Here is a 21,835-nt window from a genome sequence, read left to right on the forward strand (position 1 = left end):
AGGTTCCTCGTTCGTCAGGCGGACGTCGCTCGAGACCATGACCGAACTCGATCGCGTGGATCTGCCGTCCGACCTGTTCGGCGAAGGCATCACCGTCGACGGCGACACGCTGTGGCAGATCACCTGGCAGGACGGTGTCGCGATCGCCCGAGACCGGGACACTCTGACAGAACGACGCCGAGTGAACTACGAGGGCGAAGGCTGGGGGCTGTGTACGCAGACGCCGGACAACCGCCTCGTCATGAGCGACGGCTCGTCCACTCTTACCTTCCGCGACCCCACGTCGTTCGAGGCCGAGGGCACCGTGAACGTCACACTCGACGGCAATCCGGTGGAGCGCCTCAACGAACTCGAATGCGCCGACGACGGATCGGTGTACGCCAATGTGTGGCAGACGTTCGACATCATGCGCATCGACCCCGAGACCGGCGCGGTGACGGCCGTCATCGACGGCACCCCACTGTGGGATTCGATGTCGGCCTCCCAACGAGGGGGTGCCGACGTGTTCAACGGCATCGCACAGATCCCCGGCACCGACCGGTTTCTCGTGACCGGCAAATACTGGCCCACGATCTTCGAGGTGCAATTCACCGATACCGCGCCGGTAGGACAGAATTGACACCGTGAACGATCCACGTCTCCCCCACACCCCACCGGGTGCGGACGACCCCGAAAAGGTTCACCCCTCAGGCTCCGCTCCTGACTCGAACGGTCACTCCGCAGGCTCCGCTCCTGACTCGAACGGTCACTCCGCAGGCTCCGCTCCTGACTCGAACGGTCACTCCGCAGGCTCCGCTCCTGACTCGAACGGTCACTCCGCAGGCTCCGCTCCTGACTCGAACGGTCACTCCGCAGGCTCCGCTCCTGACTCGAACGGTCACTCCGCAGGCTCCGCTCCTGCCCCGCTCGAGCACCCCGGTCTGGCCAACTACCCGGCCGCAACTCCTGTGACCGCCCATGTTCCCAGCCGCCGCGAGCCGTTGCCGCCGTTGCACCCGCCGCGTACCGAACAGATCACCGCGGCACGCGGCAAGGCCGGCGCACGCAAGCCGCCGCCGATGCCCAAGAAGCTGACCGTCACCCGCGTCGCCGCCATGCGTGGACGCGAGCTGACCGGCAAGGGAATCGCATCGTTCCAGCGAGCCGCGAAGGCCGACGGTGCCGACAAATCCGGTCTGACGGCACTCACCTACGCGACCATGGCGAACTTCGCATCGGATGCCGCCTTGGCAATCGCCCTGGCCAACACACTCTTCTTCTCTGCCGCCACCGGTGAGGACAAGACCAAGGTCGCGCTGTATCTCGTCATCACCATCGCGCCGTTCGCGTTGATCGCCCCGCTCATCGGTCCGCTGCTGGACCGATTGCAGCAGGGCCGACGCATCGCACTCGCCATGTCCTTCGGGTTGCGCACCGTGTTGGCGGTGGTGCTGGTGTTCAACTTCGACAGCTGGGTGTTGTATCCGGCCGCGCTCGGCATGCTCGTCCTGAGCAAGTCGTTCGCGGTGCTCAAGAGCGCGGTGACGCCGCGGGTACTGCCGCCGGAGATCGACCTGGTCCGCGTCAACTCACGTCTGACGGTGTTCGGTCTGCTCGGCGGCACCATCGCGGCCGGGGCGGTCGCCGGCGGCATCGCGTTCGTCGCGGGTTCGCCGGGCGCCCTGTGGTTCGTCGCCGCGATCACCGTGCTCGGTGCCTACCTGAGCATGCGCATTCCGTCCTGGGTGGAGATCACCGAGGGTGAAGTGCCCGCAACCTTGAGTTACCACGCCGATCAGCACGGTGATCGCGATTACGCCGGAAGCGGGGCTCCCACCGAGAACATCCGCCGCACGCCCCCGTCGCCCCCGGCGTCGGGCACCACCAAGAACCGCAGACAGCCCTTGGGCCGGGCGGTCATCGTCGGGCTCTGGGGCAACGGCACCATCCGGATTCTCACCGGCTTCCTGACGCTCTACATCGCGTTCGTCGCCAAATCCCGTACCGAACACGAGCCGCTTCAGCAGGCCGCGATGCTCGGACTCGTCGGAGCCGCCGCCGGTCTCGGCAACTTCTCCGGCAACGCGCTCGGAGCCAGGATCAAGCTCGGCCGGCCGTCCCTGGTGGTTCTTCGCTGCACCCTCGCAGTCACGGTCGTGGCCGTCGTCGCCGCGGTCACCGACAGCCTGCTCACCGCAGCGGTGGCTGCGCTCGTCGCGTCGAGCGCCAGTGCACTCGCCAAGGTCTCCCTCGACGCGTCCCTGCAGGCCGATCTGCCGCCGGAATCGATCGCGTCGGGATTCGGCCGATCGGAAACCGTCATGCAGCTGTGCTGGGTCCTGGGCGGCACGCTCGGCGTGCTGCTCCCCACCGAGTACTGGCTCGGTTTCACCGTGGTCTCGGTTTTGCTTACGATCGGGCTCGTGCAGACATTCCTCACCTACCGCGGCAGATCACTTCTGCCCGGCTTCGGCGGCAACCGCCCCGACCACGTCGAACAAGAAGTGTCCGACGGTTCCTTCGGCGAAAACGTGACCAAGTGAATCTCGCTCCCCGCACCAAGAAGATCGCGGCCCTGGTCGCCGCAGGTCTACTCGTCGTCGCCGTTGCCTTCGTCGCGGTACTCGCGCTGCTGATCGGGAACGCGCCGGAGAAGGAACCGACAGTCTCCGCCTACGCCAACGGCCGAGCCGTCGACGTGGAGCCGTACCTGTACTGCGCCGTCAGCGACCCACTGTGCACCAATGTCGGAGAAACCACCGAAATCCAGGTCGGCAAGGCTCCGACGGTGCAGCTCTCGCTTCCCGAGGCCGTCTACTCGGCTCCGTGGGTGCTCGCCCTGGTCTACGGCGACGACAGCGGAAACGTCGTGGAGGACAGCGCGTTCAACGAACCGGGAACCAGGCTCAGCGTCACGGTGCCCACCACGGACGACAGCGGCCGAACCCTGCTCGGGATCGAAGTGCGTCTGCCCACCGGCATCATCGACACCGACACCAATCAGGAGGGCTTCGTCAGCCACGCCATCTGGTCGATCGGCACGCTGCCGTAGGTCGTTCCCGAGATCAGCTGTCGAGCTCGCGGGCGACGGCCCGGACCACCTCGGAGATGCGTTGCGCGATCTTGCGGTCCGGGTACTTGCCCTTCCGGAGCTCGGGCTGCACCGTCGCTTCGAGCAGAGTGATCATGTCCTCGACCATCCCGTGCAGCTCGTCGGGAGTGTGCTTGCGCTCGACGGGTTCGCGGCGGGTGCTGCCGGTGTTCTGACGCACCGACGGTGCCGGCTCGAGCACCTTCAGGCTCAACGCCTGCGGTCCGCGACGGCCTGCGGCCATCCCGAACTCGACTCGCTGACCGGCTTTGAGGCCCTCGACGCCCTCGGGCAGCGCCGAGGAACGCACGTAGACGTCCTCGCCTTCCTCCTGCGAGAGGAATCCGAATCCCTTGTCGACGTCGTACCACTTCACCTTGCCGGTCGGCACTGAGCTCACCCGTTCATCTGTTTGCTGTGACAGTTGCGTTGTCCGTGGGACCGATGTTCGGCCCGCACAAGTTTCGCGCCCCACGAGGACGTAGGACGCGAATACACCAGTCTAGCGCGGTGAGCCCGGATAGAGCATTCGAGTTGTTCACCGCACGGCGCTCTTCACAGCGTCGCGATTCGCACTACCGTGGTCGATGTGGACACAACGACCCGTAAGAGCAGCACCGCTCTGCTGCGCATCGCGCTGGCCCTGTTCGCGATCGGCCTCGTCGCCATCGTCGCGATCCTGATGTTTCCGATCTTCTCCGACGCGAAGCCCCCACTCGGGCTCTATCTGACGGCCATGTTCTCCGCGCCGACCGGCTTCGTGCTGGCGCTGGGCTACGCGCTGGCATCCGGACGAAGGGCGCGCTGACCATGCGGTTGATACTGAACGTCATCTGGCTGGTCTTCGGCGGCCTGTGGCTGGCACTGGGCTACTTCCTCGCCGGACTGCTGCTGTGCATCCTGATCGTGACCATTCCGTTCGGCATCGCGTCGTTCCGCATCGGCGTCTACGCGCTGTGGCCGTTCGGATCGACGATCGTCGACAAGCCGGGGTCCGGATCCGGTGCGCTCGTCGGAAACGTGCTGTGGCTGATTCTGGCCGGTTGGTGGCTGGCCCTGACTCACCTGGTCACCGCCGTCGCGATGGCGATCACCATCATCGGCATCCCGTTGGCGATCGCGAACCTGAAGATGATCCCCGTATCCCTGATGCCCCTCGGCAAGGACATCGTTGCCGATCGGTGACCTCCGGAACCGGTTGCCGTCGATGTGACTTCCATCACATCACGCTCCGGTAACGGACAGGCAACGGACAGGGGTTCAATGCCCGGCACGTCCACTAGCTGGGCCGACTCGAGCGACCCGAAAGAGGTACAAAATGTGCTCTCGGCGACGCTCCGAAATCGACAGTTACCAAATAGTGACGTAAGGCGGGAATTTCAGTACGGTCAGCAGCGGCCGGAAAGTTCGGCCGAATTCCGGCCCGCAGCGCCAAACCTCGTCCCGCGGGAACCGGAACACCCTCGACGATCACCCAGGGGACGAGGACGGGGGACCCACGTCCCTCCACGGACAACCGGGAAGTTGTAGCGACTCACGAAGTCGCGCCGACTTCCCTTGGGGTGAAGCCCAATTGCCCACTCGCAGGAGTGTGTGAGACGGCCGGGCTACCTCTCAGCCCGAACCCGACAGCTGACCTCGCAGGCGCGTGTGGAGAGGATTTCAACTCGTATGAGCGGACGTCATCGCAAGCCGAGCACCACTGGCAAGACCGTCGCAAAGGTCGCAGTCACCGGAGCCATCATGGGCACCGCAAGCATCGCCTTCACCGGCACCGCGAACGCGGCACCGGATTCCGACTGGGACCGCCTCGCACAGTGTGAAGCCGGCGGCAACTGGGGCATCAACACCGGCAACGGCTACCAGGGTGGGTTGCAGTTCTCCCCCAGCACCTGGAACGCGCACGGCGGCCAGCAGTACGCGGCCACGGCCAACCAGGCCAGCCGTGAAGAGCAGATCGCAGTCGCAGAGAAGGTCCTCGACTCGCAGGGCTGGGGCGCATGGCCGTCCTGCTCCTCGAGCCTCGGCCTGAACAGCGCGCCCACCGAGCGCAGTGTTCCGGTCACCCCCAAGGCACCGGAAGCTCCCGCGTTGCCCGATCTGACGTCCATCCCGGCAGTCGACAACTCGGCCGAGGTCGTCGAGGGCATCGTCACCGCCGTCCAGAACCTCACCAACGATCCGCAGATCGCCTCGTTCGTGCAGAACGCGGCTCAGGGCATCCAGCTCGATCCTCAGATCGTCAACTTCTACCAGGCAAACAAGGCATTCCTGCCCCAGTAAGCGCCCGGAGACGGTTCAGCTCGTACGAAAGAAGCCCCCGACGGATTGTCGGGGGCTTCTTTCGTGCTCGAGGGCCGCGGCTAGCGATTGACCACGGTCACCGGATGGGCGTACGGAAGGTCTTCGACGGGCAGCGGGAACTCGGTGTCCTCGCCGAAGGGTGACAAGCCACCCGAGCGAGCGGACGAGAGTTCGGTCACCGCGTGGTCACCGCGAGCGGTTTCCGGCCAGCCTGGATCGACATAGGGCTTCTTCGACTTGTTCACCATGCGCCTATTTTGACACCTGCCCTGCGGCAAGCACCAGCCCAGGTCTCTAATCTGATAGACGATGACCGACACGACTGCGCACCGACACACCGATACGCCCCCGGATCTGCCTCGATGGATCGCAGCTCGCAGCGACGCCGAGCTGATCAGGGCCATGTCGCTGCGTCCGGATCTGACCGCGCCGCCGCCCGCATCCCTTGCCGTACTGGCCGGACGGGCCGAGCAGCGCCGATCGATCCTGCACACCGCGGACACCCTCGACACCCTCGCTCTGACGGTCCTCGAGATCCTCGCCATCGAAGAGGCGTACGAGCGGCCCGTCACCCGCGCCGCGCTGCTGGCCGTGGTCGCCAAACGCGCACCGGCCAAGAGCGTGGACAAGGCACTGTCCCAGCTGCGCGAACGCCTGCTGGTGTGGGGCGATGCAGCAGGCTTCCGCATCAGCGCCGCAGCGGCGGACGCGGTGCCGTGGCGCATCGGTCGCGCACTCGACCCGGTGGACAACCTCACCGAGGCCCACATCACCGCGGCCCTGGCCGAACTCGGTGACGGCGAACGCGGCCTTCTCGATACCCTCGCCAGATCGTCCCCCACCGGCCGCACCCGCGACGCCGCACCGGGCACGCCGCCGGACCGACCCGTCCAGAAGCTGCTCGCCGCAGGTCTGCTGATCTGGTTGGACGAACAAACCGTCGAGCTGCCCGTCCAAGTGGGCCAGATCCTGCGCGGCGAACCGATGTCGGACCCGCGCTCGCTCGCCGAACCCAAACTCGAACCAGCTCGTATTCGCTCGCCGACGTCGACGCCGCTGCCGCAGGAGAGGCACTGGAGCTGGGTCGGCACTGCGTCGCGGTGATCGAGGCACTGTCCGCTTCGCCTGCACCCGCCCTCAAGGCGGGCGGACTGGGAGTGCGCGAGCTCCGCAAGATCACCAAGGCCACCGGCCTCGACGACGATCGAGTGAGCGTTCTCGTCGAGTTGCTGGCCGCCGCCCACCTCATCTCGAGCGGAACACCGGACCCGGTTCCTGCGTCCGACAACGGCGATGACTACTGGGCCCCGACACCGGCGGTCGAGGCCTGGCTCACCGCCGCCCCGGCAGCGCGCTGGCACACCCTGGCCTCGGCCTGGCTCGAAGTTCCGCGGGCACCCTGGGTCATCGGAATGCGTGACCCCAACGACAAACCCATCGCCGCCCTGTCCGAGGAAGTCCGCTCTCCGGCCGCACCGCGGGATCGACGCATGATCCTGGAATTGCTCGCAGAACTCGGCAGTGGACACGCAGCGCAGCCCGCCGACCTCGCGCGCACCCTGGCCTGGCGTCGACCCCGGTGGTCCGGGCGCTTCGGCGTCACACCCGTCGGACATGTTCTCGCCGAAGCGACCGCTCTCGGCATCGTCGCTCGCGGGGCGATCTCGACCCCGGGCCGCTCCCTGCTGCACGACGGCAATGCCGAGGCAGACATGCGTGCTGCCCTGCCCGAGCCCATCGACTACGTCCTGGTGCAAGCCGACCTCACGTTGGTGGCGCCCGGCCCGCTCGAGCCGGACCTGCAGGATCGAATCGAACTGGTCGCCGACGTGGAATCCGCGGGCGCAGCCACGATGTACCGGATCAGCGACACCAGCCTGCGCCGCGCTCTCGATGTGGGACTGACCGCCTCCGAGCTGCACGCGTTGTTCGCCACCCACTCGAGAACGCCGGTGCCGCAGGCTCTGACCTACCTGATCGACGACGTGGCTCGTCGGCACGGCCGCCTGCGCGCAGGCGTCGCCGCGTCGTTCGTCAGGTGCGAGGACCCGGCACTGCTGGCCGAGGTGATGGCATCCCCGGCAGCCGAATCGTTGGCCCTGCGAGCGCTGGCTCCGACCGTCGCGATCTCACAGGCCCCGCTCGCCGAAGTACTGACGGTCCTGAGCGGAGCAGGATTCGCGCCTGCGGGCGAGGACTCGTCCGGCACCATCGTCGATCTGCGTGCCCGCGGGTCGAGGGTGTCGGCGCGGCGGCCACGCCAGGCGTTCCGCACTCCGGCCGTCCCCACCGAGGAACAGCTGGGTTCGTTGGTGCGCGGGATGCGCGCTGCCGACAGAGCGGCAGGCAACGGCGGCGCCGTGGTGCGCGCCGACGGGTCTCGGGCCAGCAGCACCGCGACGATGACGCTCCTGCAGACCGCGGCGAAGGTCAAACGGAGCGTGAGCATCGGCTACGTCGACGCCCAGGGCGTGGCGACCCATCGCATCGTCGATCCGATCAGCATCGGCGGTGGCCAACTCGACGCGTTCGACCCCGCCACCGGTGGGGTTCGGCGCTTCACCCTGCACCGGATCACCTCGGTCGCATTGGTCGAGTAGACCGGGCTCACGTGCACGCACGCCCCTACCTGTGGACAATGGAGAAGTTGCGCTCTTTCGGGCGCAGCAGATGTCTCTAGGAGGAACCGTGACCGACGGCCCGCTGATCGTCCAGTCCGACAAAACGCTGTTGCTCGAGGTCGATCACGAACTCGCGGGTGCAGCGCGGGCGGCCATCGCACCGTTCGCGGAGCTCGAACGTGCCCCCGAGCACGTGCACACCTATCGCATCACCCCGCTGGCACTGTGGAACGCCCGTGCCGCCGGCCACGACGCCGAACAGGTGGTCGACGCGCTGGTGAATTTCTCGCGTTACGCAGTGCCGCAGCCGCTGCTGGTCGACATCGTCGACACGATGGCACGCTACGGCCGGTTGCAGTTGGTCAAGAGCCCGGTGCACGGCCTGGTGCTGATCAGCCTGGACCGCGCGGTGCTCACAGAGGTGATGCGCCACAAGAAGATTGCGCCCATGCTCGGCGCGATGGTCGACGAGGACACGGTGATCGTGCATCCGAGCGAACGCGGCCACGTGAAGCAGATGTTGCTCAAGATCGGCTGGCCCGCCGAGGACCTCGCCGGCTACGTCGACGGCGAAGCTCACCCCATCGAGCTCGACACCGAGGGCGGCAACTGGACGCTGCGCGACTACCAGGAGATGGCAGCAGATTCCTTCTGGGCCGGCGGCTCGGGAGTCGTCGTACTGCCCTGCGGCGCAGGCAAGACGATGGTCGGCGCGGCCGCTATGGCCAGAGCCAAGGCCACCACGCTGATTCTGGTCACCAACACCGTCGCCGGTCGGCAGTGGAAGCGCGAACTCATTGCACGCACCTCGCTCACCGAGGAGGAGATCGGCGAGTATTCGGGCGAGCGCAAGGAGATTCGCCCTGTGACAATCGCCACGTACCAGGTGATCACGCGTCGTACCAAGGGTGAATACAAGCACCTCGAACTCTTCGATTCCCGCGACTGGGGATTGGTGATCTACGACGAGGTGCATCTGCTCCCCGCGCCGGTGTTCCGCATGACAGCCGATCTGCAGTCGCGTCGACGCCTCGGCCTCACCGCGACGCTCGTCCGCGAGGACGGCCGCGAGGGCGACGTCTTCTCGCTGATCGGGCCCAAGCGCTACGACGCACCATGGAAGGACATCGAGGCACAGGGCTGGATCGCGCCGGCCGAGTGCATCGAGGTTCGCGTCACCCTCACCGATGCCGAGCGCATGTCGTACGCCGTGGCCGAGCCCGAGGAGCGCTACAAGCTGTGCTCGACGGCGCACACGAAGATCGCCGTCGTGAAATCGATCCTCGCCAAACACCAAGATGCTCCGACGCTGGTCATCGGCGCCTACCTCGACCAGTTGAACGAGCTCGGTGAAGCGCTGAACGCTCCGGTCATTCAGGGCTCGACCAAGAACAAGGAACGTGAAGTGCTGTTCGACGCGTTCCGCAAGGGCGAGATCCAGACGCTCGTGGTGAGCAAGGTGGCGAACTTCTCGATCGACCTTCCGGAAGCCTCTGTGGCAGTCCAGGTTTCGGGAACGTTCGGCTCCAGGCAGGAAGAGGCTCAGCGCCTGGGCCGACTGCTCCGGCCGAAGCACGACGGTGGTCAGGCGCACTTCTACTCGGGGGTCTCCCGCGACACCCTCGACGCCGAGTACGCAGCCCACCGTCAGCGCTTCCTCGCCGAACAGGGCTACGCGTACCGCATCACCGACGCGGACGATCTGCTCGGTCCGGCGATCTGAGACTTCGGGTCGGCTCGGTGCCGTGCTAGGAATACCTGTGTGCGCAAGTTCGAGTTCCCTGTAGACGTAGCCCACGCGAAGTCGGTCAACGAGACGTTCACCGAGCTTCGCCGGTTGCGGGCATCCGCAGCGCTCACCGCCGTGTTCCTCATCGCACTGGGAGCGTGGTTCATCTGGATCGCCGCCCCGTGGTCGTACATCCTCGGCGCGGTGTTCCTGATCGCGGCGGCCACCTCGCTCTGGGTGATGCTGTGGGCACCCCGAAAGATGGGTTCCATCGAATCACAATATGGCGCAGGCGATCTGGTGCCGGCGGTGGTGGCCGAGAAGTTACCGGGTGGAGCGACGCTACTGGCCCTGGTCGACATCGCGAAGCCCGGGGTGGACGAGCCGCATTATGTGCTGATCACCCGCGTCGTACGGGCCCTGCCCGGACACGCCGTCGAGCGGGGCGCACAGGTTCCCGCGGTGTCGGTTCTCGCGGACCGTGGCCGAAACACCGGCGGGCGAGCGTGGCAGTTGGCCTCGGTGATGCCCATCGCCTGGGGAACCACCGATCCGGCGGTCATCGCACGCGCCACCCGGGAGATCACCGAGGGCGAGTGGGCGTTGTTGCACGCCAACATCGGCCTGTCGGAGAAGGTCCGCACGGCCAAGAACCAGCAGTTGCTCATCGACCCGGCGGATCTTCCCGACGACCTGCGCTAGAGCCTGCAGCGACCCACTAGGCCAGTGCGGCGATCACGTCCCGCTCGAAGAGTTCGATACCGGAGCGTTCGTAGGCCGCTTCGGGGAAATAGAAGATGCCGTACGTCATCCCTTGTTCCTGCAGTGCCGTCAGGTTCTCCACGATCTGCTCAGGAGTTCCCACTGCGGGCATGCCGCGGTACGCGGCGAGTGCGCTGTGGGCCTTCTCCGCACCCACGTACTCGGTCAGACGAGCCTCGAGGGCGCGCAGCTTGTCTTCCACCTCGGCCTCGGTCGCCGCGACGACGACGTTGTAGTTCGCCGAGCGGACGATGGCATCGAAGTCGGTACCCACTGCTGCGCAATGCTCGCGCAGCAGAGCGGATTTGGCGGCGAAACCGGCGGGGGTTCCGTCGAAGTTGGTGTAGTTCGCGTACTTCGCGGCGATCTTCAGAGTCACCTTCTCCCCGCCGCCCGCGATCCACAGCGGGATGCCTCCCTCCTGCAACGGCAGGGGCCGCACCACGGCACCGTCGATCTCGTAGTACTTTCCGTCCAGGAACACTTCTCCGGCCGTCCATGCCTGCTTGAAGATCTGCACGCCCTCGTCGAGCCTGCCCAATCGCTCTCCGGCAGAGGGGAACCCGTAGCCGTAGGCGCGGAACTCGTGCTCGTGCCAGCCGCCTCCGATGCCCATCTCGACGCGTCCTCCGGAGATGATGTCGACTGTGGCAGCAACTTTGGCGAGGTATGCCGGGTTACGGTACGACATCGCGGTGCACATCTGGCCGAGCCGGATTCGCGACGTGGTCGCGGCCAGAGCGGACATCAGCGACCAGGCCTCGTGCGTCGCCTCGTCGGTTGCGGTGGGAACGGTGTGGAAGTGGTCGTAGACCCACAGGGATTCCCACGGACCGGCCTCGGCAGCGAGCGCGTGATCGCGCATCGCACTCCAGTGCTGGGCAGGGTCGATGCCGACGAGATCGAGACGCCACCCCTGTGGCACGAACAATCCGAATCGCATGACAGGCACAGTACAGACGCAGGGCGAAAGACCGGTTGCGGTCTGTGAACTACGCTGCAGGAATGTCCGAGTTGTTCCCCTCGCGCACAGTGGCACGGTTGCGCCCGTTCGCGTCGACGATCTTCGCCGAGATGACCGCACTCGCCGTCGAGAAGAAGGCCGTCAACCTCGGGCAGGGCTTCCCCGACACCGACGGCCCACCAGCCATGCTCGAGACCGCGCGTGAGGCCATCGCGAGCGGCCTCAACCAGTACTCCCCCGGCCCCGGCATGCCGGTGCTGCGGGCGGCCATCGCCGACGACAGGGCGGCCCGATTCGGTCTGCGCTACGACCCCGATTCGCAGATACTCGTCACCGTCGGTGCCACCGAGGCGATCTCGGCGACACTTCTCGGCCTGATCGAGTCAGGTGACGACGTCCTGCTGATCGAACCGTTCTACGACTCCTACGCGGCCGCCATCGCACTCGCCGGTGCCACTCGAACCGCCGTGCCACTGGTGTCCGACGGCAACGGATGGACCGTCGACACCGACGCCCTCGAACACGCCATCGGGCCCCGCACACGCATGCTGATCGTCAATTCCCCGCACAACCCCACCGGCACGGTCTTCGACCGGGACACCATGATCCGCATCGCCGACATCGCGGTCACCCACGATCTGCTGGTCCTCACCGACGAGGTCTACGAGCACCTCACCTTCGACGGCACGGTGCACACGCCGATCGCGACACTGCCCGGGATGTTCGAGCGCACCGTCACGGTGTCGAGTGCCGCCAAAACCTTCAACGCCACCGGATGGAAGACGGGCTGGGCGCTGGGGCCTGCCGAATTGATCGACGCCGTCCGCGCGGCCAAACAGTTCATGACCTTCGTCGGCGGCACTCCCTTCCAACCGGCCGTCGCCTACGCGCTCGAGCACGAGCAGGCGTGGATAGCGCAGATGCGCGACGGCCTGCAACGCAAGCGAGACACACTCTCGGCCGCTCTGGCAGCGACAGGTGCCGATGTGAAGTACAGCGCAGGAACGTATTTCGTCTGTGCCGACATCGCACCGATCGGACGCGGTGACGCCTACGAGTTCTGCCGTGCCCTACCGGATCTGGTGGGCGTCGCGGCGGTTCCGGTCACGGCGTTCGTCCACGAGCCGACTCCATGGAAGTCGTTGGTGCGCTTCGCTTTCTGCAAGCAGGACAAGGTTCTCGCCGACGCGGCCGAGAGGCTACGGAAGTTGTGACTGCGCAACCGACGATCCCGGCCTCCTTCGTCAGGCAGGCCGTCGACCTCGCGACGAGGAGCGGGGTCGACCTGACCTACCCGCTGTCGATGGCCGGCATCGGATCCACCATCCTCGACAATCCGGCCGAGCGTCTGACCACCCGGCAGGTCACTGCATTCACCCAGGCGGTCTGGACGATGACCGGCGACGAACTGTTCGGTCTCGCTGCAGTACCGGTGCGGCGCGGCAGCTTTCGCGTGGTGTGCCAGACCCTCATACACACCGAGAACCTGCAGGCCGCACTGATTCGAATGTCCGAGACCATGCGGGTACTGATACCGGTACGCCCCATGACGATCGATCGAACCGAAGAATCCACGGTCCTGACGGTGCACGTCACACCCACCACCCACCTGAGCCCGGAAGGCAACGAACTCGCCGAGCGACTGCTGACCGACTTCCTGTTGATTCTGCTGCACCGATTCGCGGCGTGGCTCATCGGCAACCGGGTCAAGCTTCTGTCGGTGCAACTGCCCTACGCGCTGCCGGGCCCCGAGGCGGGAAAGATGTACGACGCCATCTTCGGAACCCACGTGGAGTTCGGAACCGAGCTCGCCACACTGGAATTCGACAGCGCGGTGATGCGGGCACCGATCGTGCAGACCGAGGCGACTCTGGCGGAGTATCTCGCGGAGTCGCCCAATCTGCTGTTCTCGTCCCGAGATTACGACAGCACTGCGTCGAGCCAGGTTCGCCGCGCCCTGGAAACCGGATTCAAAGGTGGCGCACCGGGAACCGACGAAATCGCGGCGATGTTGAACATCAGCCCGCCACACCTGCGCCGAATTCTTCGGCAGGAGGGCACCTCCATCAACCAACTGCGCGAAGAAGTGCTGCGCGATGCAGCGATTTCCGGTTTGAGCCGCGGAGACAGCGTCGACGACATCTCGACCAGGTTGGGGTTCTCCGAGCCCAGCGCCTTCCGCCGAGCCTTCAAGCGATGGACCGGCCAGACCCCCGGCTCGTACCGTCTCAGCTGACGCAGAACTCGTTGCCCTCGGGATCGGTCATCGTGATCCAGACACTGGGTCCCTGACGTCCTCGATGCAGTACCGACGCGCCCCGTGCTTCCAGTTGCGTGACCACCGATTCACGCTCGTCGCCGACGCGAATGTCGAGGTGCAACCGATTCTTCACCGATTTCGGCTCGGCCACCGATTGGAACAGCACCCGCGGGCTGTCGGGCGACTCGGGATCGGTGATTCCCGCGCCCGCCTGCCACACGAGAACGCCCTCGAACGTGGTCGTGTCCTCCTCGCGCGCATGCCCCGCGGCGACCATCTCGCGAATGAAGTCCTCGTTGCTGGGTTCGGACTGCCAACCCAGCGTCTGCGCCCACCACTTCGCCAGTGCATGCGGGTTCGCACTGTCGACAACGACCTGAAATCGATATCCCATGACGGCACGGTACCGCCGCGCACTGGAAATGGGAACACACGTTCGATACAGTGACGGTCATGTCGCTCGCCATGCAGGGCTCGTTGTTCGGTGACGCCGACGGTGGCGTCGGGTCGCTCGAGTCCGTCACCCGTCGCGAACTCACACTCGGGGCGTGGGTGGACGTTCGGCCGGGCTGGTTGTCCGATACCCACCTGTTCGATTCACTGGTGGACTCCGTCGATTGGCGGGCCGAGCGCAGGCAGATGTACGACCGCGTGGTCGATGTCCCGCGCCTGGTTCGGTTCTACGCCGAGCGCGAGCGGTGGCCCGACGCCGCACTCTACGACGCACGCGATGCCCTCGACGAGCACTACCGCGCCGAACTCGGAGAATCGTTCACCACCGCCGGACTGTGCTACTACCGCGACGGATCCGACAGCGTCGCCTGGCACGGGGACAACATCGGTCGCAGCGCTACCGAGGACACCATGGTTGCGATCGTATCCCTCGGTGCCTCACGGCAACTCATGCTCCGACCGCGCGGCGGTGGAACGTCGTTGAAGTTCACGCTCGGTCACGGCGACCTGGTGGTGATGGGTGGCTCGTGTCAACGAACCTGGGAACATGCCGTCCCCAAGTCCACCCGCGCGACCGGCCCACGCATCAGCGTGCAGTTCCGACCGCGCGGGGTCCGCTAGCGCGAGGCCCGGCGCTTCTCCACCGCGGCCGCAAGTGTGTCCAATTGCGTTGCCGTGGTGGCCCAGTCGAGGCACGCGTCGGTGATCGACTGCCCGTACAGCAGATCGTCACGGTGGCCCAGCTCGAGATCCTGACGCCCCGCGACCAGGAAGCTCTCGAGCATCAGACCGACGATGCCGTGTTCGCCTGCCGCGACCCGTGCTGCCACGTCGGTGACCACGTCGACCTGCTTGTTGTGGTCCTTGCGGCTGTTGCCGTGGCTGGCGTCGATGACGACTCGCTCCGGTAGACCCGACTTACGCAGGCGTGCAACGGTATCGGCGACCGATTCGGCATCGTAGTTCGGCCCGTCGACGCCGCCGCGCAGAATGACGTGGCAGTCCGGGTTTCCGACGGTGCGGATCAGAGCCGCCTGGCCGTCGAGGTCGGTGCCGGGGAAGACGTGGCTCGCGGCGGCAGCACGGGTGCCGTCGACCGCGACCTGGATGTCGCCCTCGGTGGAGTTCTTGATCCCCACCGGCATGGACAACGCACTGCACAGCTGGCGATGCACCTGACTGGCCGCAGTCCGCGCACCGATGGCGCCGTAGCTGACCAGGTCTGCGATGTACTGCGGGGTGATCGGGTCGAGGAACTCGCACCCGACCGGCAGACCGAGCGCGGAAATGTCGAGCAGCAGTTGACGTCCCACGCGCAGGCCGGCATTGATGTCGAAGCTGCCGTCGAGGTGCGGATCGTTGATCAATCCCTTCCACCCGAGCGTCGTCCTCGGCTTCTCGAAGTAGACCCGCATGACGATGTGCAGTCGATCGCCCAGTTCGGACGCCTTGGCCGCGAGGCGTCGGGCGTAGTCGAGGGCAGCATCGGTGTCGTGCACCGAGCACGGGCCGACGACGACGATCAGTCGATCGTCACGGCCGTCCAGCACGTCGACCACGCCGGCGCGGCCGCTTCTGACGGTGGCAGAGATGGCGTCGTCCACTGCATGGTCGCGGCGCAGCACCGACGGAGCAACCAGCGGACTGATGCTGATGGTCCGCTGATCATCGAGAGGTGGGGTGTCGAGAGAGAGTGTCATGACGGGTCGTTCCTGTTCCCAGGCCGGCTCCTCATGCTCCACACGCACTTCGAGCCGGTCTGTATCCGGCTCGTGGGGTGGAGGGTCAGCGCATGGCGTCGCTGGCTGACCCACCCGGGGCCGGCCTGCTAAACCAGAAATACGTGCGCTGCATGAAAAGCACCGTAGCAGATTCGCCGTCGATGCATCTATGCTCGTCCCTGCAGTCGGTTCGCCAGGTGTCCATGAGGAGCCCCGAAGTTCACCACGGCGTCGAAGCGATGCGCGGCAGTTCCGGCGCATCGTGAGAGGGAACCCGGTGAGAATCCGGGACTGTCCCGCAGCGGTATGCAGGAACGACCGCCGTCACCACAAGCACTGAAGAAGCCTCTTCGGGAAGCGACGGCCAGTAGGAGTGGGCCTCTCGTCCACGCGCCCGCGAGTCCGAATACCTGCCGTCTGTGCTGCGCACGCCGTGCGCAGCGGTTCACCGCCTCGTGGAATGGGCGCGTAACCCTGGTTCGGCTGCTCGTGGGGCTCTCCGGGATGTGCGCGTCCGAGAAGGCGGTGCACCGTCGATGCAGCAGTCACCTGGAGACCAACCGTGAGTATCGAATTCACTGCCACCGTGCTCGGCTCGGCCCGTATCGGACCGAACCGAGAACTGAAGAAAGCCGTCGAAAACTACTGGGCCGGAGGGCTCGACGCCGTCGGACTCGAAGCCGTCGCGCGGACATTGCGCGAGAACACCTGGCGAGAACTCGCTGCCGCCGGAGTCGATTCCGTTCCGGTGAACACCTTTTCGTACTACGACCACATGCTCGATACAGCCGTGCTTCTCGGAGCGCTACCGCCGCGAGTGATGGGACTGGGCACCGAGCTGGACCGGTACTTCGCGGCAGCCCGCGGCACCGACGCCGTCGCACCGCTCGAGATGACCAAGTGGTTCGACACCAACTACCACTATCTCGTCCCGGAGATCTCCCCCGACACCACCTTCTCCCTGCATTCGGAGAAGGTAGTGGACGATGTGAAGGAGGCTGTGGCACTCGGCATTTCGGCCCGACCGGTGATCATCGGACCGATCACGTTCCTGCTCCTGTCCAAGGCAGTCGGCGGCAGCGCCCCTCTGCTGGACCGCCTCGACGAGATCCTGCCGCTGTATGCGGAGCTGCTGACGACACTCGCCGATGCCGGAGCCGAGTGGGTCCAGATCGACGAACCTGCGCTCGTGGCCGATCGCACCCAGAGCGAGATCGAGTCCGCGAAGAAGGCCTACGACTTTCTGAGCGCAGTGTCGACCAGGCCTGCCATAGTGCTGGCGTCGTACTTCGGTGACCTCGGCGCTGCGCTGCCCGTGCTCGCATCGACCGGAGTCGAGGGATTCTCGATCGATCTGACGGTGCCGGGCACCGTCGAGCAGATTGCCGTGGTACCTGCGCTGGCGGGCAAGCACATAGTCGCGGGCATCGTCGACGGGCGCAACATCTGGCGGACGGATCTCGACAAGGCACTGGCAACGTTGGCGAGCCTGTTGGGTAGTGCAGGCACGCTTGCGGTGTCGAGTTCGTGCTCGCTGCTGCATGTTCCGTACACCCTCGACGCAGAGACCGACATCGTCGATCCGCTCCGATCCTGGTTGGCGTTCGGTGCCGAGAAAGTCGCCGAGGTGACACTCCTCGCCCGAGCGCTGCGAGACGGGACCGAATCGGTGTCGTCCGAGCTCGAGCAGGCCCGCACCGCGCTCGAGACCCGTCGCACCGACCCGCGCCTGCACGACTCGGCCATCCGAGCACGCATGGAGGCGGGTGTCTCCGTCGACCGCACTCCGGCCGAGGAACGTCGTCGAGCACAGGCCGAGCGGCTGGACCTGCCGTCGTTGCCGACGACCACCATCGGCTCGTATCCACAGACGACGCAGATACGACGTGCTCGGGCAGCGCTGCGAACGGGCGCGATCGACGATGCCGAGTACGCATCCCGGATGCGGTCCGAGATCGCCGATGTCGTTGCACTGCAGGAGAAGATCGGACTCGACGTGCTGGTGCACGGCGAGCCGGAGCGAAACGACATGGTGCAGTATTTCGCCGAACGACTCAGCGGCTTCGCAGCGACGTCGAACGGCTGGGTCCAGTCGTACGGAACTCGATGCGTTCGGCCGCCGATTCTGTACGGCGACGTCTCGCGTCCCGAGCCCATGACCGTGCAGTGGTCGGAGTTTGCCCAGTCCCTCACCGACAAGCCGGTCAAGGGAATGCTGACCGGCCCGGTGACAATTCTGGCGTGGTCGTTCGTCCGAGACGACCGACCGTTGGAAGAGTCCGCAGCCCAGATCGCACTGGCGATTCGGGACGAGACGATCGACCTGGAGGCAGCGGGCATACACATCGTCCAGGTGGACGAACCTGCCCTTCGCGAACTGCTACCGCTGCGTGCGAAAGATACAGCGGCGTACCTGGAATGGGCAGTGCGGTCGTTCAAGATCTCGACTTCCGGCGTCGCCGACGACACGCAGATTCACACGCATCTGTGCTACTCGGAGTTCGGTGAGATCATCGACGCGATCGTCGCCCTGGACGCGGACGTGACGTCGATCGAGGCGGCCCGCTCACACATGGAGGTACTCGACGATCTGAACGCCGTCGGCTTCGACCTCGGCGTCGGCCCCGGCGTGTACGACATCCACTCACCGCGGGTGCCCAGTTGCGACGAGATCACCGAGTCACTGCAGGCGGCACTGAAAGCGGTTCCCGCCGAACGACTCTGGGTCAATCCCGACTGCGGGCTCAAGACCCGCGGGCCGGCCGAGGTGGAACGGTCACTGACGAACATGGTGCGGGCGGCGGCCGCGCTGCGCTGACACCGGGTGAGCGGAACCTCGACCCCTGCTACGAAGTTCCGCTCACCTGCGTCGCCGGATACAGGCTAGGCTTACCTGCCTACGTCCGACTGTGAAAGAGAACGAAGTGAAACGTCTACTCCTGGCCACTACGATCGTCGCGGTCACCGCACTGACCACCGTTGCCTGCGGCGGCACCGCCGAGCAGACGGCCACTCCCTCCACCAGCGCTGCGTCCGGAACCGACAACGCCACCTCGGACGCTCCCGGCCCCACCGGCATCCCCGACGGCATGGGTTCGGGTGCCGCGGACGGAGTGTTCCCCCGCACGGTCGGCCACTTCGGCGGCTCCACCGGGATTCCCGCCGAACCGAAGAAGATCGTCGTCATCGCCACCGGTCAGCTCGACGCAGCCCTCACTCTGGGCGTCGTACCCACCGGAGTCGCCTACGGAGACGGTGCCGCTCTGGTCCCGGACTACATCAGCTTCTCGTTTCCGCAGTACGCGGACCGGATGGACCGGTTCGTCGACGTCGGCAACCGGCAAGAGGTCGACATCGAGGCCATCGCCGCCATCGAACCGGATCTCATCCTGGCGAACGAGGCCGGCTCCGAGGACATCCACTCGACGCTGTCGACCATCGCGCCGACCGTACTCACCGAGGGCACCGGAGTGAACTGGAAACAGGACTTCCTGCTTCTCGCCGACGCGTTGGGCCGCACCGAGCAAGCACAGAGCTTCGTCGACACCTTCGCCTCCGATGCTGCGGCACTGGGTGATTCGTTCGCGAGCGGTGGCGCACCCACGGTCTCGTTCGTCCGCTTCACCGCCGACCGGGCACGCGTGTTCGGCATCCCGTCGTTCGCGGGCTACATCGCCTGGGACGCGGGACTGGCCCGACCGGAAAGCCAGCAGTTCGACAAGACCTCGCAGGACTTCAGCGAGGAAGAAATCCAACTGGCGAACGCGGACTGGGTGTTCGTCTCCAGCCAGGACGCCGAAGCCGACTCGAGCGCCGCGTCGTACACCACCAACCCGCTGTGGACCGGAATGAGCGCGGCCACCGAGAACCACATCGTCCGAGTCGACGACGACCCGTGGTACCTCAACGCAGGCCCGACGGCGGCAACCATCGTGCTCGACGGCCTGAAGAACGCGCTGCAGAACTGACCCCGATGTGAGCGGAAACTCGTAGCAGGCTACGAGGTTCCGCTCACATCGAACAGGTAGGTTGCGCACAACTCAACCGTGCACTACCATTCTTGAAGTGACCAACGAACTCGCACTCGACCGTCAGGTGTGCTTCGCGTTGTATTCCGCTTCGCGGGCTACCACCGCGGTGTACCGCCCGATGCTCGACGAACTCGGAGTCACGTACCCGCAGTACCTCGTACTGCTGGTGCTGTGGGAGAAGGACGGGCGCGGCGTCAAGGACATCTGCGCCGAACTCGATCTCGACACCGGCACTCTGTCCCCGATGCTCAAGCGGCTCGAAGGTCTCGGATTCATCGAGCGCCGACGCCTGAGCACCGACGAACGCCGCGTCGAGATCCACCTCACCGAGGCCGGAAGTGCCATGCGCACCAAGGCACTCGACATTCCACGCAAGCTCGCCGAGAAGACCGGCATGAACGTCGACGATCTCGTCAAGCTCAAGGAGTCGCTCGACGCATTGACGAGCGCTCTGCATCACACCGATTCCGGCAAGACAGAAGGAGCATCATGAAGACCATCTACACCGCCGAGGCACTGGCCACCGGTGAAGGCCGCAACGGCCACGCCCGCACGTCCGACGGACGCCTCGATCTCGATCTCGCCATCCCAGAGGCCATGGGCGGCAGCGGCAACGGCACCAACCCCGAGCAGCTCTTCGCCGCCGGCTACGCCGCATGCTTCCACTCCGCACTGCAGATGGTGGCACGTCAGGACAAGGCCGACGTCACCGATTCGGCCGTCGGCGCTCGTGTCGACATCGGCCCCAACGACGCAGGCGGCTTCCAGCTCGCCGTCACCCTCGAGGTGACGCTGCCGAACCTGAGCCGCGAGAACGCACAGGCATTGGCCGACAAGGCCCACCAGGTGTGCCCGTACTCCAACGCCACCCGCGGCAACATCGACGTCACCGTCACGGTCACCGAAGACGAGTAGGGAGACACCATGAAGGCACACGAAATTCACCTCGCGTCCCGCCCACAAGGCTGGCCGACGGAGGACAACTTTCGCGCGGAGGTCGTCGATCTCCCGGAGCTCGCCGACGGGCAGATCCTCGTCCGCAACATCGTGATGTCGGTCGATCCGTACATGCGCGGCCGGATGAACGACGTCAAGTCGTACGTCCCACCGTTCCAGCTCGACGCTCCGCTCGACGGCGGCGCAGTCGGCGAGGTCGTCGAGTCCAAGGCCGAGGGCTTCGCTGTCGGCGACGCCGTTCTGCACGGCAAGGGGTGGCGCGATCTCGCCGTCGTCCCGGCGAAGGGCGCAAGCAAGGTCGACCTCGACGCCGCGAAGGCCTCGGCATACCTCAGTGCACTCGGAATGACCGGCACGACGGCGTATGCGGGCCTGACCGACGTCGCGTCGTTCAGGGAAGGCGACGTCGTGTTCGTGTCCGGTGCAGCCGGTGCCGTCGGATCGCTCGTCGGCCAGATCGCCAAGGCGCTCGGTGCATCTCGGGTCATCGGCAGTGCGGGCTCACCCGCCAAGGTGGCTCGCTTGCTCGAGCTCGGTTTCGACGCGGCATTCGATTACCACGACGGCCCGGTTGCCGAGCAGCTCCGCAAGGCGGCACCCGACGGCATCGATGTGTACTTCGACAACGTCGGCGGCGAGCATCTCGAAGCTGCCATCGGTTCGATGAACAAGTACGGCCGAATTGCCATGTGCGGAGCCATCGCTCAGTACAACTCCACCGAGCCGACGCCCGCGCCGCGCAATCTCGCGCTGGCCATCGGCAAGGAACTGACGCTCAAGGGTTTCATCGTCGGCTCCTACGCGCACCTCACCGAGGAATTCCGCACGAAGATGACCCAGTGGTTGGACAGTGGCGCAATCGAATTCGACGAGACAGTCGTCGACGGTCTGGAGAACGCTCCGTCGGCGTTCATCGGACTGATGAAGGGTGAGAACACCGGCAAGATGGTCGTCACCATCTGA

Annotated in this window: 21 protein-coding genes, 1 pseudogene and 2 riboswitches; of the genes and pseudogenes, 17 read left to right on the forward strand and 5 right to left on the reverse strand. The window is 65.9% G+C overall.

Annotated features, from left to right (window positions below):
- The 3 genes from A2J02_RS05625 to A2J02_RS05640 form a co-directional block, all read left to right on the forward strand.
- Positions 1-619, forward strand: a 619-nt coding sequence (locus A2J02_RS05625; protein WP_068047874.1) for a glutaminyl-peptide cyclotransferase, incomplete at its 5' end; no start/stop codon positions are given.
- A gap of 301 nt (positions 620-920) precedes the next feature.
- A complete protein-coding gene (locus A2J02_RS05635; RefSeq protein ID WP_442971450.1) occupies positions 921-2,522 on the forward strand; it encodes an MFS transporter in 1,602 nt (533 codons plus the stop codon).
- Positions 2,519-3,031 (forward strand): DUF2771 domain-containing protein, encoded by a 513-nt coding sequence (locus A2J02_RS05640; protein ID WP_068047880.1) that lies wholly within the window; start codon positions 2,519-2,521, stop codon positions 3,029-3,031. Before A2J02_RS05635 ends, A2J02_RS05640 begins: the two co-directional genes overlap by 4 nt.
- Positions 3,032-3,044: 13 nt before the next feature.
- On the opposite strand, the gene A2J02_RS05645 is transcribed toward A2J02_RS05640, so the two are convergent.
- Positions 3,045-3,461 carry a cold-shock protein gene (locus tag A2J02_RS05645; protein WP_008719325.1) on the reverse strand — a complete coding sequence of 139 codons (417 nt, stop codon included), beginning with the start codon at positions 3,459-3,461 and terminating at the stop codon, positions 3,045-3,047.
- 198 nt (positions 3,462-3,659) lie between these two features.
- Here A2J02_RS05645 and A2J02_RS05650 point away from each other — a divergent pair, with 198 nt between their 5' ends.
- The 3 genes from A2J02_RS05650 (at position 3,660) to A2J02_RS05660 (ending at position 5,353) form a co-directional block, all read left to right on the forward strand.
- Positions 3,660-3,878, forward strand: a complete 219-nt coding sequence (locus tag A2J02_RS05650; RefSeq protein WP_082898830.1) for a hypothetical protein — start codon at positions 3,660-3,662, stop codon at positions 3,876-3,878.
- A gap of 2 nt (positions 3,879-3,880) precedes the next feature.
- A complete protein-coding gene (locus A2J02_RS05655) occupies positions 3,881-4,255 on the forward strand; it encodes a YccF domain-containing protein (protein ID WP_068047886.1) in 375 nt (124 codons plus the stop codon).
- Positions 4,256-4,531: 276 nt separating this feature from the next.
- Positions 4,532-4,733: riboswitch (cyclic di-AMP (ydaO/yuaA leader) on the forward strand.
- An 8-nt stretch (positions 4,734-4,741) separates the two neighbouring features.
- Positions 4,742-5,353 carry a resuscitation-promoting factor Rpf1 domain-containing protein gene (locus A2J02_RS05660; protein WP_068047889.1) on the forward strand — a complete coding sequence of 204 codons (612 nt, stop codon included), beginning with the start codon at positions 4,742-4,744 and terminating at the stop codon, positions 5,351-5,353.
- 80 nt (positions 5,354-5,433) lie between these two features.
- Here A2J02_RS05660 and A2J02_RS05665 read toward each other — a convergent pair whose 3' ends face one another.
- On the reverse strand, positions 5,434-5,622 hold the full coding sequence (locus A2J02_RS05665; RefSeq protein WP_008719333.1) for a hypothetical protein: 189 nt from the start codon (positions 5,620-5,622) through the stop codon (positions 5,434-5,436).
- Positions 5,623-5,683: 61 nt separating this feature from the next.
- Between A2J02_RS05665 and A2J02_RS05670 the strand changes: the two are divergent.
- The 3 genes and pseudogenes from A2J02_RS05670 to A2J02_RS05680 all read left to right on the forward strand — a co-directional run bounded on the left by A2J02_RS05670 (position 5,684) and on the right by A2J02_RS05680 (position 10,426).
- Positions 5,684-7,974: pseudogene (locus tag A2J02_RS05670) on the forward strand (helicase-associated domain-containing protein).
- 88 nt (positions 7,975-8,062) lie between these two features.
- Positions 8,063-9,718: a DNA repair helicase XPB gene (locus A2J02_RS05675; protein ID WP_068047943.1), complete on the forward strand. Its 1,656-nt coding sequence runs from the start codon at positions 8,063-8,065 to the stop codon at positions 9,716-9,718.
- A 39-nt stretch (positions 9,719-9,757) separates the two neighbouring features.
- A complete protein-coding gene (locus A2J02_RS05680; RefSeq protein WP_068047891.1) occupies positions 9,758-10,426 on the forward strand; it encodes a DUF3239 domain-containing protein in 669 nt (222 codons plus the stop codon).
- Positions 10,427-10,442: 16 nt separating this feature from the next.
- Here the strand turns inward: A2J02_RS05680 and A2J02_RS05685 are convergent, their stop codons facing one another.
- Entirely contained in the window at positions 10,443-11,429 is a 987-nt protein-coding gene (locus A2J02_RS05685; protein ID WP_068047895.1) for an LLM class F420-dependent oxidoreductase, read from the reverse strand.
- 62 nt (positions 11,430-11,491) lie between these two features.
- Between A2J02_RS05685 and A2J02_RS05690 the strand changes: the two genes are divergently transcribed.
- Positions 11,492-12,664: a pyridoxal phosphate-dependent aminotransferase gene (locus A2J02_RS05690; protein ID WP_068047898.1), complete on the forward strand. Its 1,173-nt coding sequence runs from the start codon at positions 11,492-11,494 to the stop codon at positions 12,662-12,664.
- Entirely contained in the window at positions 12,661-13,686 is a 1,026-nt protein-coding gene (locus A2J02_RS05695; RefSeq protein ID WP_068047901.1) for an AraC family transcriptional regulator, read from the forward strand. The genes A2J02_RS05690 and A2J02_RS05695 overlap by 4 nt, the downstream gene beginning before the upstream one ends.
- On the opposite strand, the gene A2J02_RS05700 is transcribed toward A2J02_RS05695, so the two are convergent.
- Positions 13,679-14,104 (reverse strand): VOC family protein, encoded by a 426-nt coding sequence (locus tag A2J02_RS05700; RefSeq protein ID WP_068047904.1) that lies wholly within the window; start codon positions 14,102-14,104, stop codon positions 13,679-13,681. The genes A2J02_RS05695 and A2J02_RS05700 overlap by 8 nt on opposite strands.
- Before the next feature lie 59 nt (positions 14,105-14,163).
- Here A2J02_RS05700 and A2J02_RS05705 point away from each other — a divergent pair, with 59 nt between their 5' ends.
- A complete protein-coding gene (locus tag A2J02_RS05705; RefSeq protein WP_068047907.1) occupies positions 14,164-14,784 on the forward strand; it encodes an alpha-ketoglutarate-dependent dioxygenase AlkB in 621 nt (206 codons plus the stop codon).
- On the opposite strand, the gene A2J02_RS05710 is transcribed toward A2J02_RS05705, so the two are convergent.
- Positions 14,781-15,863 (reverse strand): 3-deoxy-7-phosphoheptulonate synthase, encoded by a 1,083-nt coding sequence (locus A2J02_RS05710; protein WP_068047946.1) that lies wholly within the window; start codon positions 15,861-15,863, stop codon positions 14,781-14,783. The genes A2J02_RS05705 and A2J02_RS05710 overlap by 4 nt on opposite strands.
- Positions 15,864-16,102: 239 nt before the next feature.
- Positions 16,103-16,316: riboswitch (cobalamin riboswitch) on the forward strand.
- A 130-nt stretch (positions 16,317-16,446) separates the two neighbouring features.
- Between A2J02_RS05710 and metE the strand changes: the two genes are divergently transcribed.
- From metE to A2J02_RS05735, 5 genes are all read left to right on the forward strand, one after another.
- The gene (metE, locus tag A2J02_RS05715; RefSeq protein ID WP_068047910.1) at positions 16,447-18,702 is read left to right on the forward strand and encodes a 5-methyltetrahydropteroyltriglutamate--homocysteine S-methyltransferase; all 2,256 of its coding nucleotides are present in this window, start codon (positions 16,447-16,449) and stop codon (positions 18,700-18,702) included.
- A 106-nt stretch (positions 18,703-18,808) separates the two neighbouring features.
- Entirely contained in the window at positions 18,809-19,852 is a 1,044-nt protein-coding gene (locus tag A2J02_RS05720) for an ABC transporter substrate-binding protein (RefSeq protein WP_068047949.1), read from the forward strand.
- Between the two features lie 97 nt (positions 19,853-19,949).
- Entirely contained in the window at positions 19,950-20,408 is a 459-nt protein-coding gene (locus A2J02_RS05725; RefSeq protein ID WP_068047913.1) for a MarR family winged helix-turn-helix transcriptional regulator, read from the forward strand.
- Positions 20,405-20,830, forward strand: a complete 426-nt coding sequence (locus tag A2J02_RS05730; protein WP_027495882.1) for an organic hydroperoxide resistance protein — start codon at positions 20,405-20,407, stop codon at positions 20,828-20,830. Before A2J02_RS05725 ends, A2J02_RS05730 begins: the two co-directional genes overlap by 4 nt.
- A gap of 9 nt (positions 20,831-20,839) precedes the next feature.
- Positions 20,840-21,835, forward strand: coding sequence for an NADP-dependent oxidoreductase (locus A2J02_RS05735; RefSeq protein ID WP_068047916.1), 996 nt, complete (start codon positions 20,840-20,842; stop codon positions 21,833-21,835).

The organism is Rhodococcus sp. EPR-147 (genome assembly GCF_001647185.1).
Classification (GTDB): Bacteria; Actinomycetota; Actinomycetes; order Mycobacteriales; family Mycobacteriaceae; genus Rhodococcoides.

Coding starts and splice junctions, on each gene's coding strand:
- A2J02_RS05665 (WP_008719333.1), bottom strand. CDS start 5,622: ATGGTGAACAAGTCGAAGAAGCCCTATGTCGATCCAGGCTGGCCGGAA.
- A2J02_RS05735 (WP_068047916.1), top strand. CDS start 20,840: ATGAAGGCACACGAAATTCACCTCGCGTCCCGCCCACAAGGCTGGCCG.
- A2J02_RS05660 (WP_068047889.1), top strand. CDS start 4,742: ATGAGCGGACGTCATCGCAAGCCGAGCACCACTGGCAAGACCGTCGCA.
- A2J02_RS05730 (WP_027495882.1), top strand. CDS start 20,405: ATGAAGACCATCTACACCGCCGAGGCACTGGCCACCGGTGAAGGCCGC.
- A2J02_RS05705 (WP_068047907.1), top strand. CDS start 14,164: ATGTCGCTCGCCATGCAGGGCTCGTTGTTCGGTGACGCCGACGGTGGC.
- A2J02_RS05655 (WP_068047886.1), top strand. CDS start 3,881: ATGCGGTTGATACTGAACGTCATCTGGCTGGTCTTCGGCGGCCTGTGG.
- A2J02_RS05685 (WP_068047895.1), bottom strand. CDS start 11,429: ATGCGATTCGGATTGTTCGTGCCACAGGGGTGGCGTCTCGATCTCGTC.
- A2J02_RS05700 (WP_068047904.1), bottom strand. CDS start 14,104: ATGGGATATCGATTTCAGGTCGTTGTCGACAGTGCGAACCCGCATGCA.
- A2J02_RS05690 (WP_068047898.1), top strand. CDS start 11,492: ATGTCCGAGTTGTTCCCCTCGCGCACAGTGGCACGGTTGCGCCCGTTC.
- A2J02_RS05710 (WP_068047946.1), bottom strand. CDS start 15,863: ATGACACTCTCTCTCGACACCCCACCTCTCGATGATCAGCGGACCATC.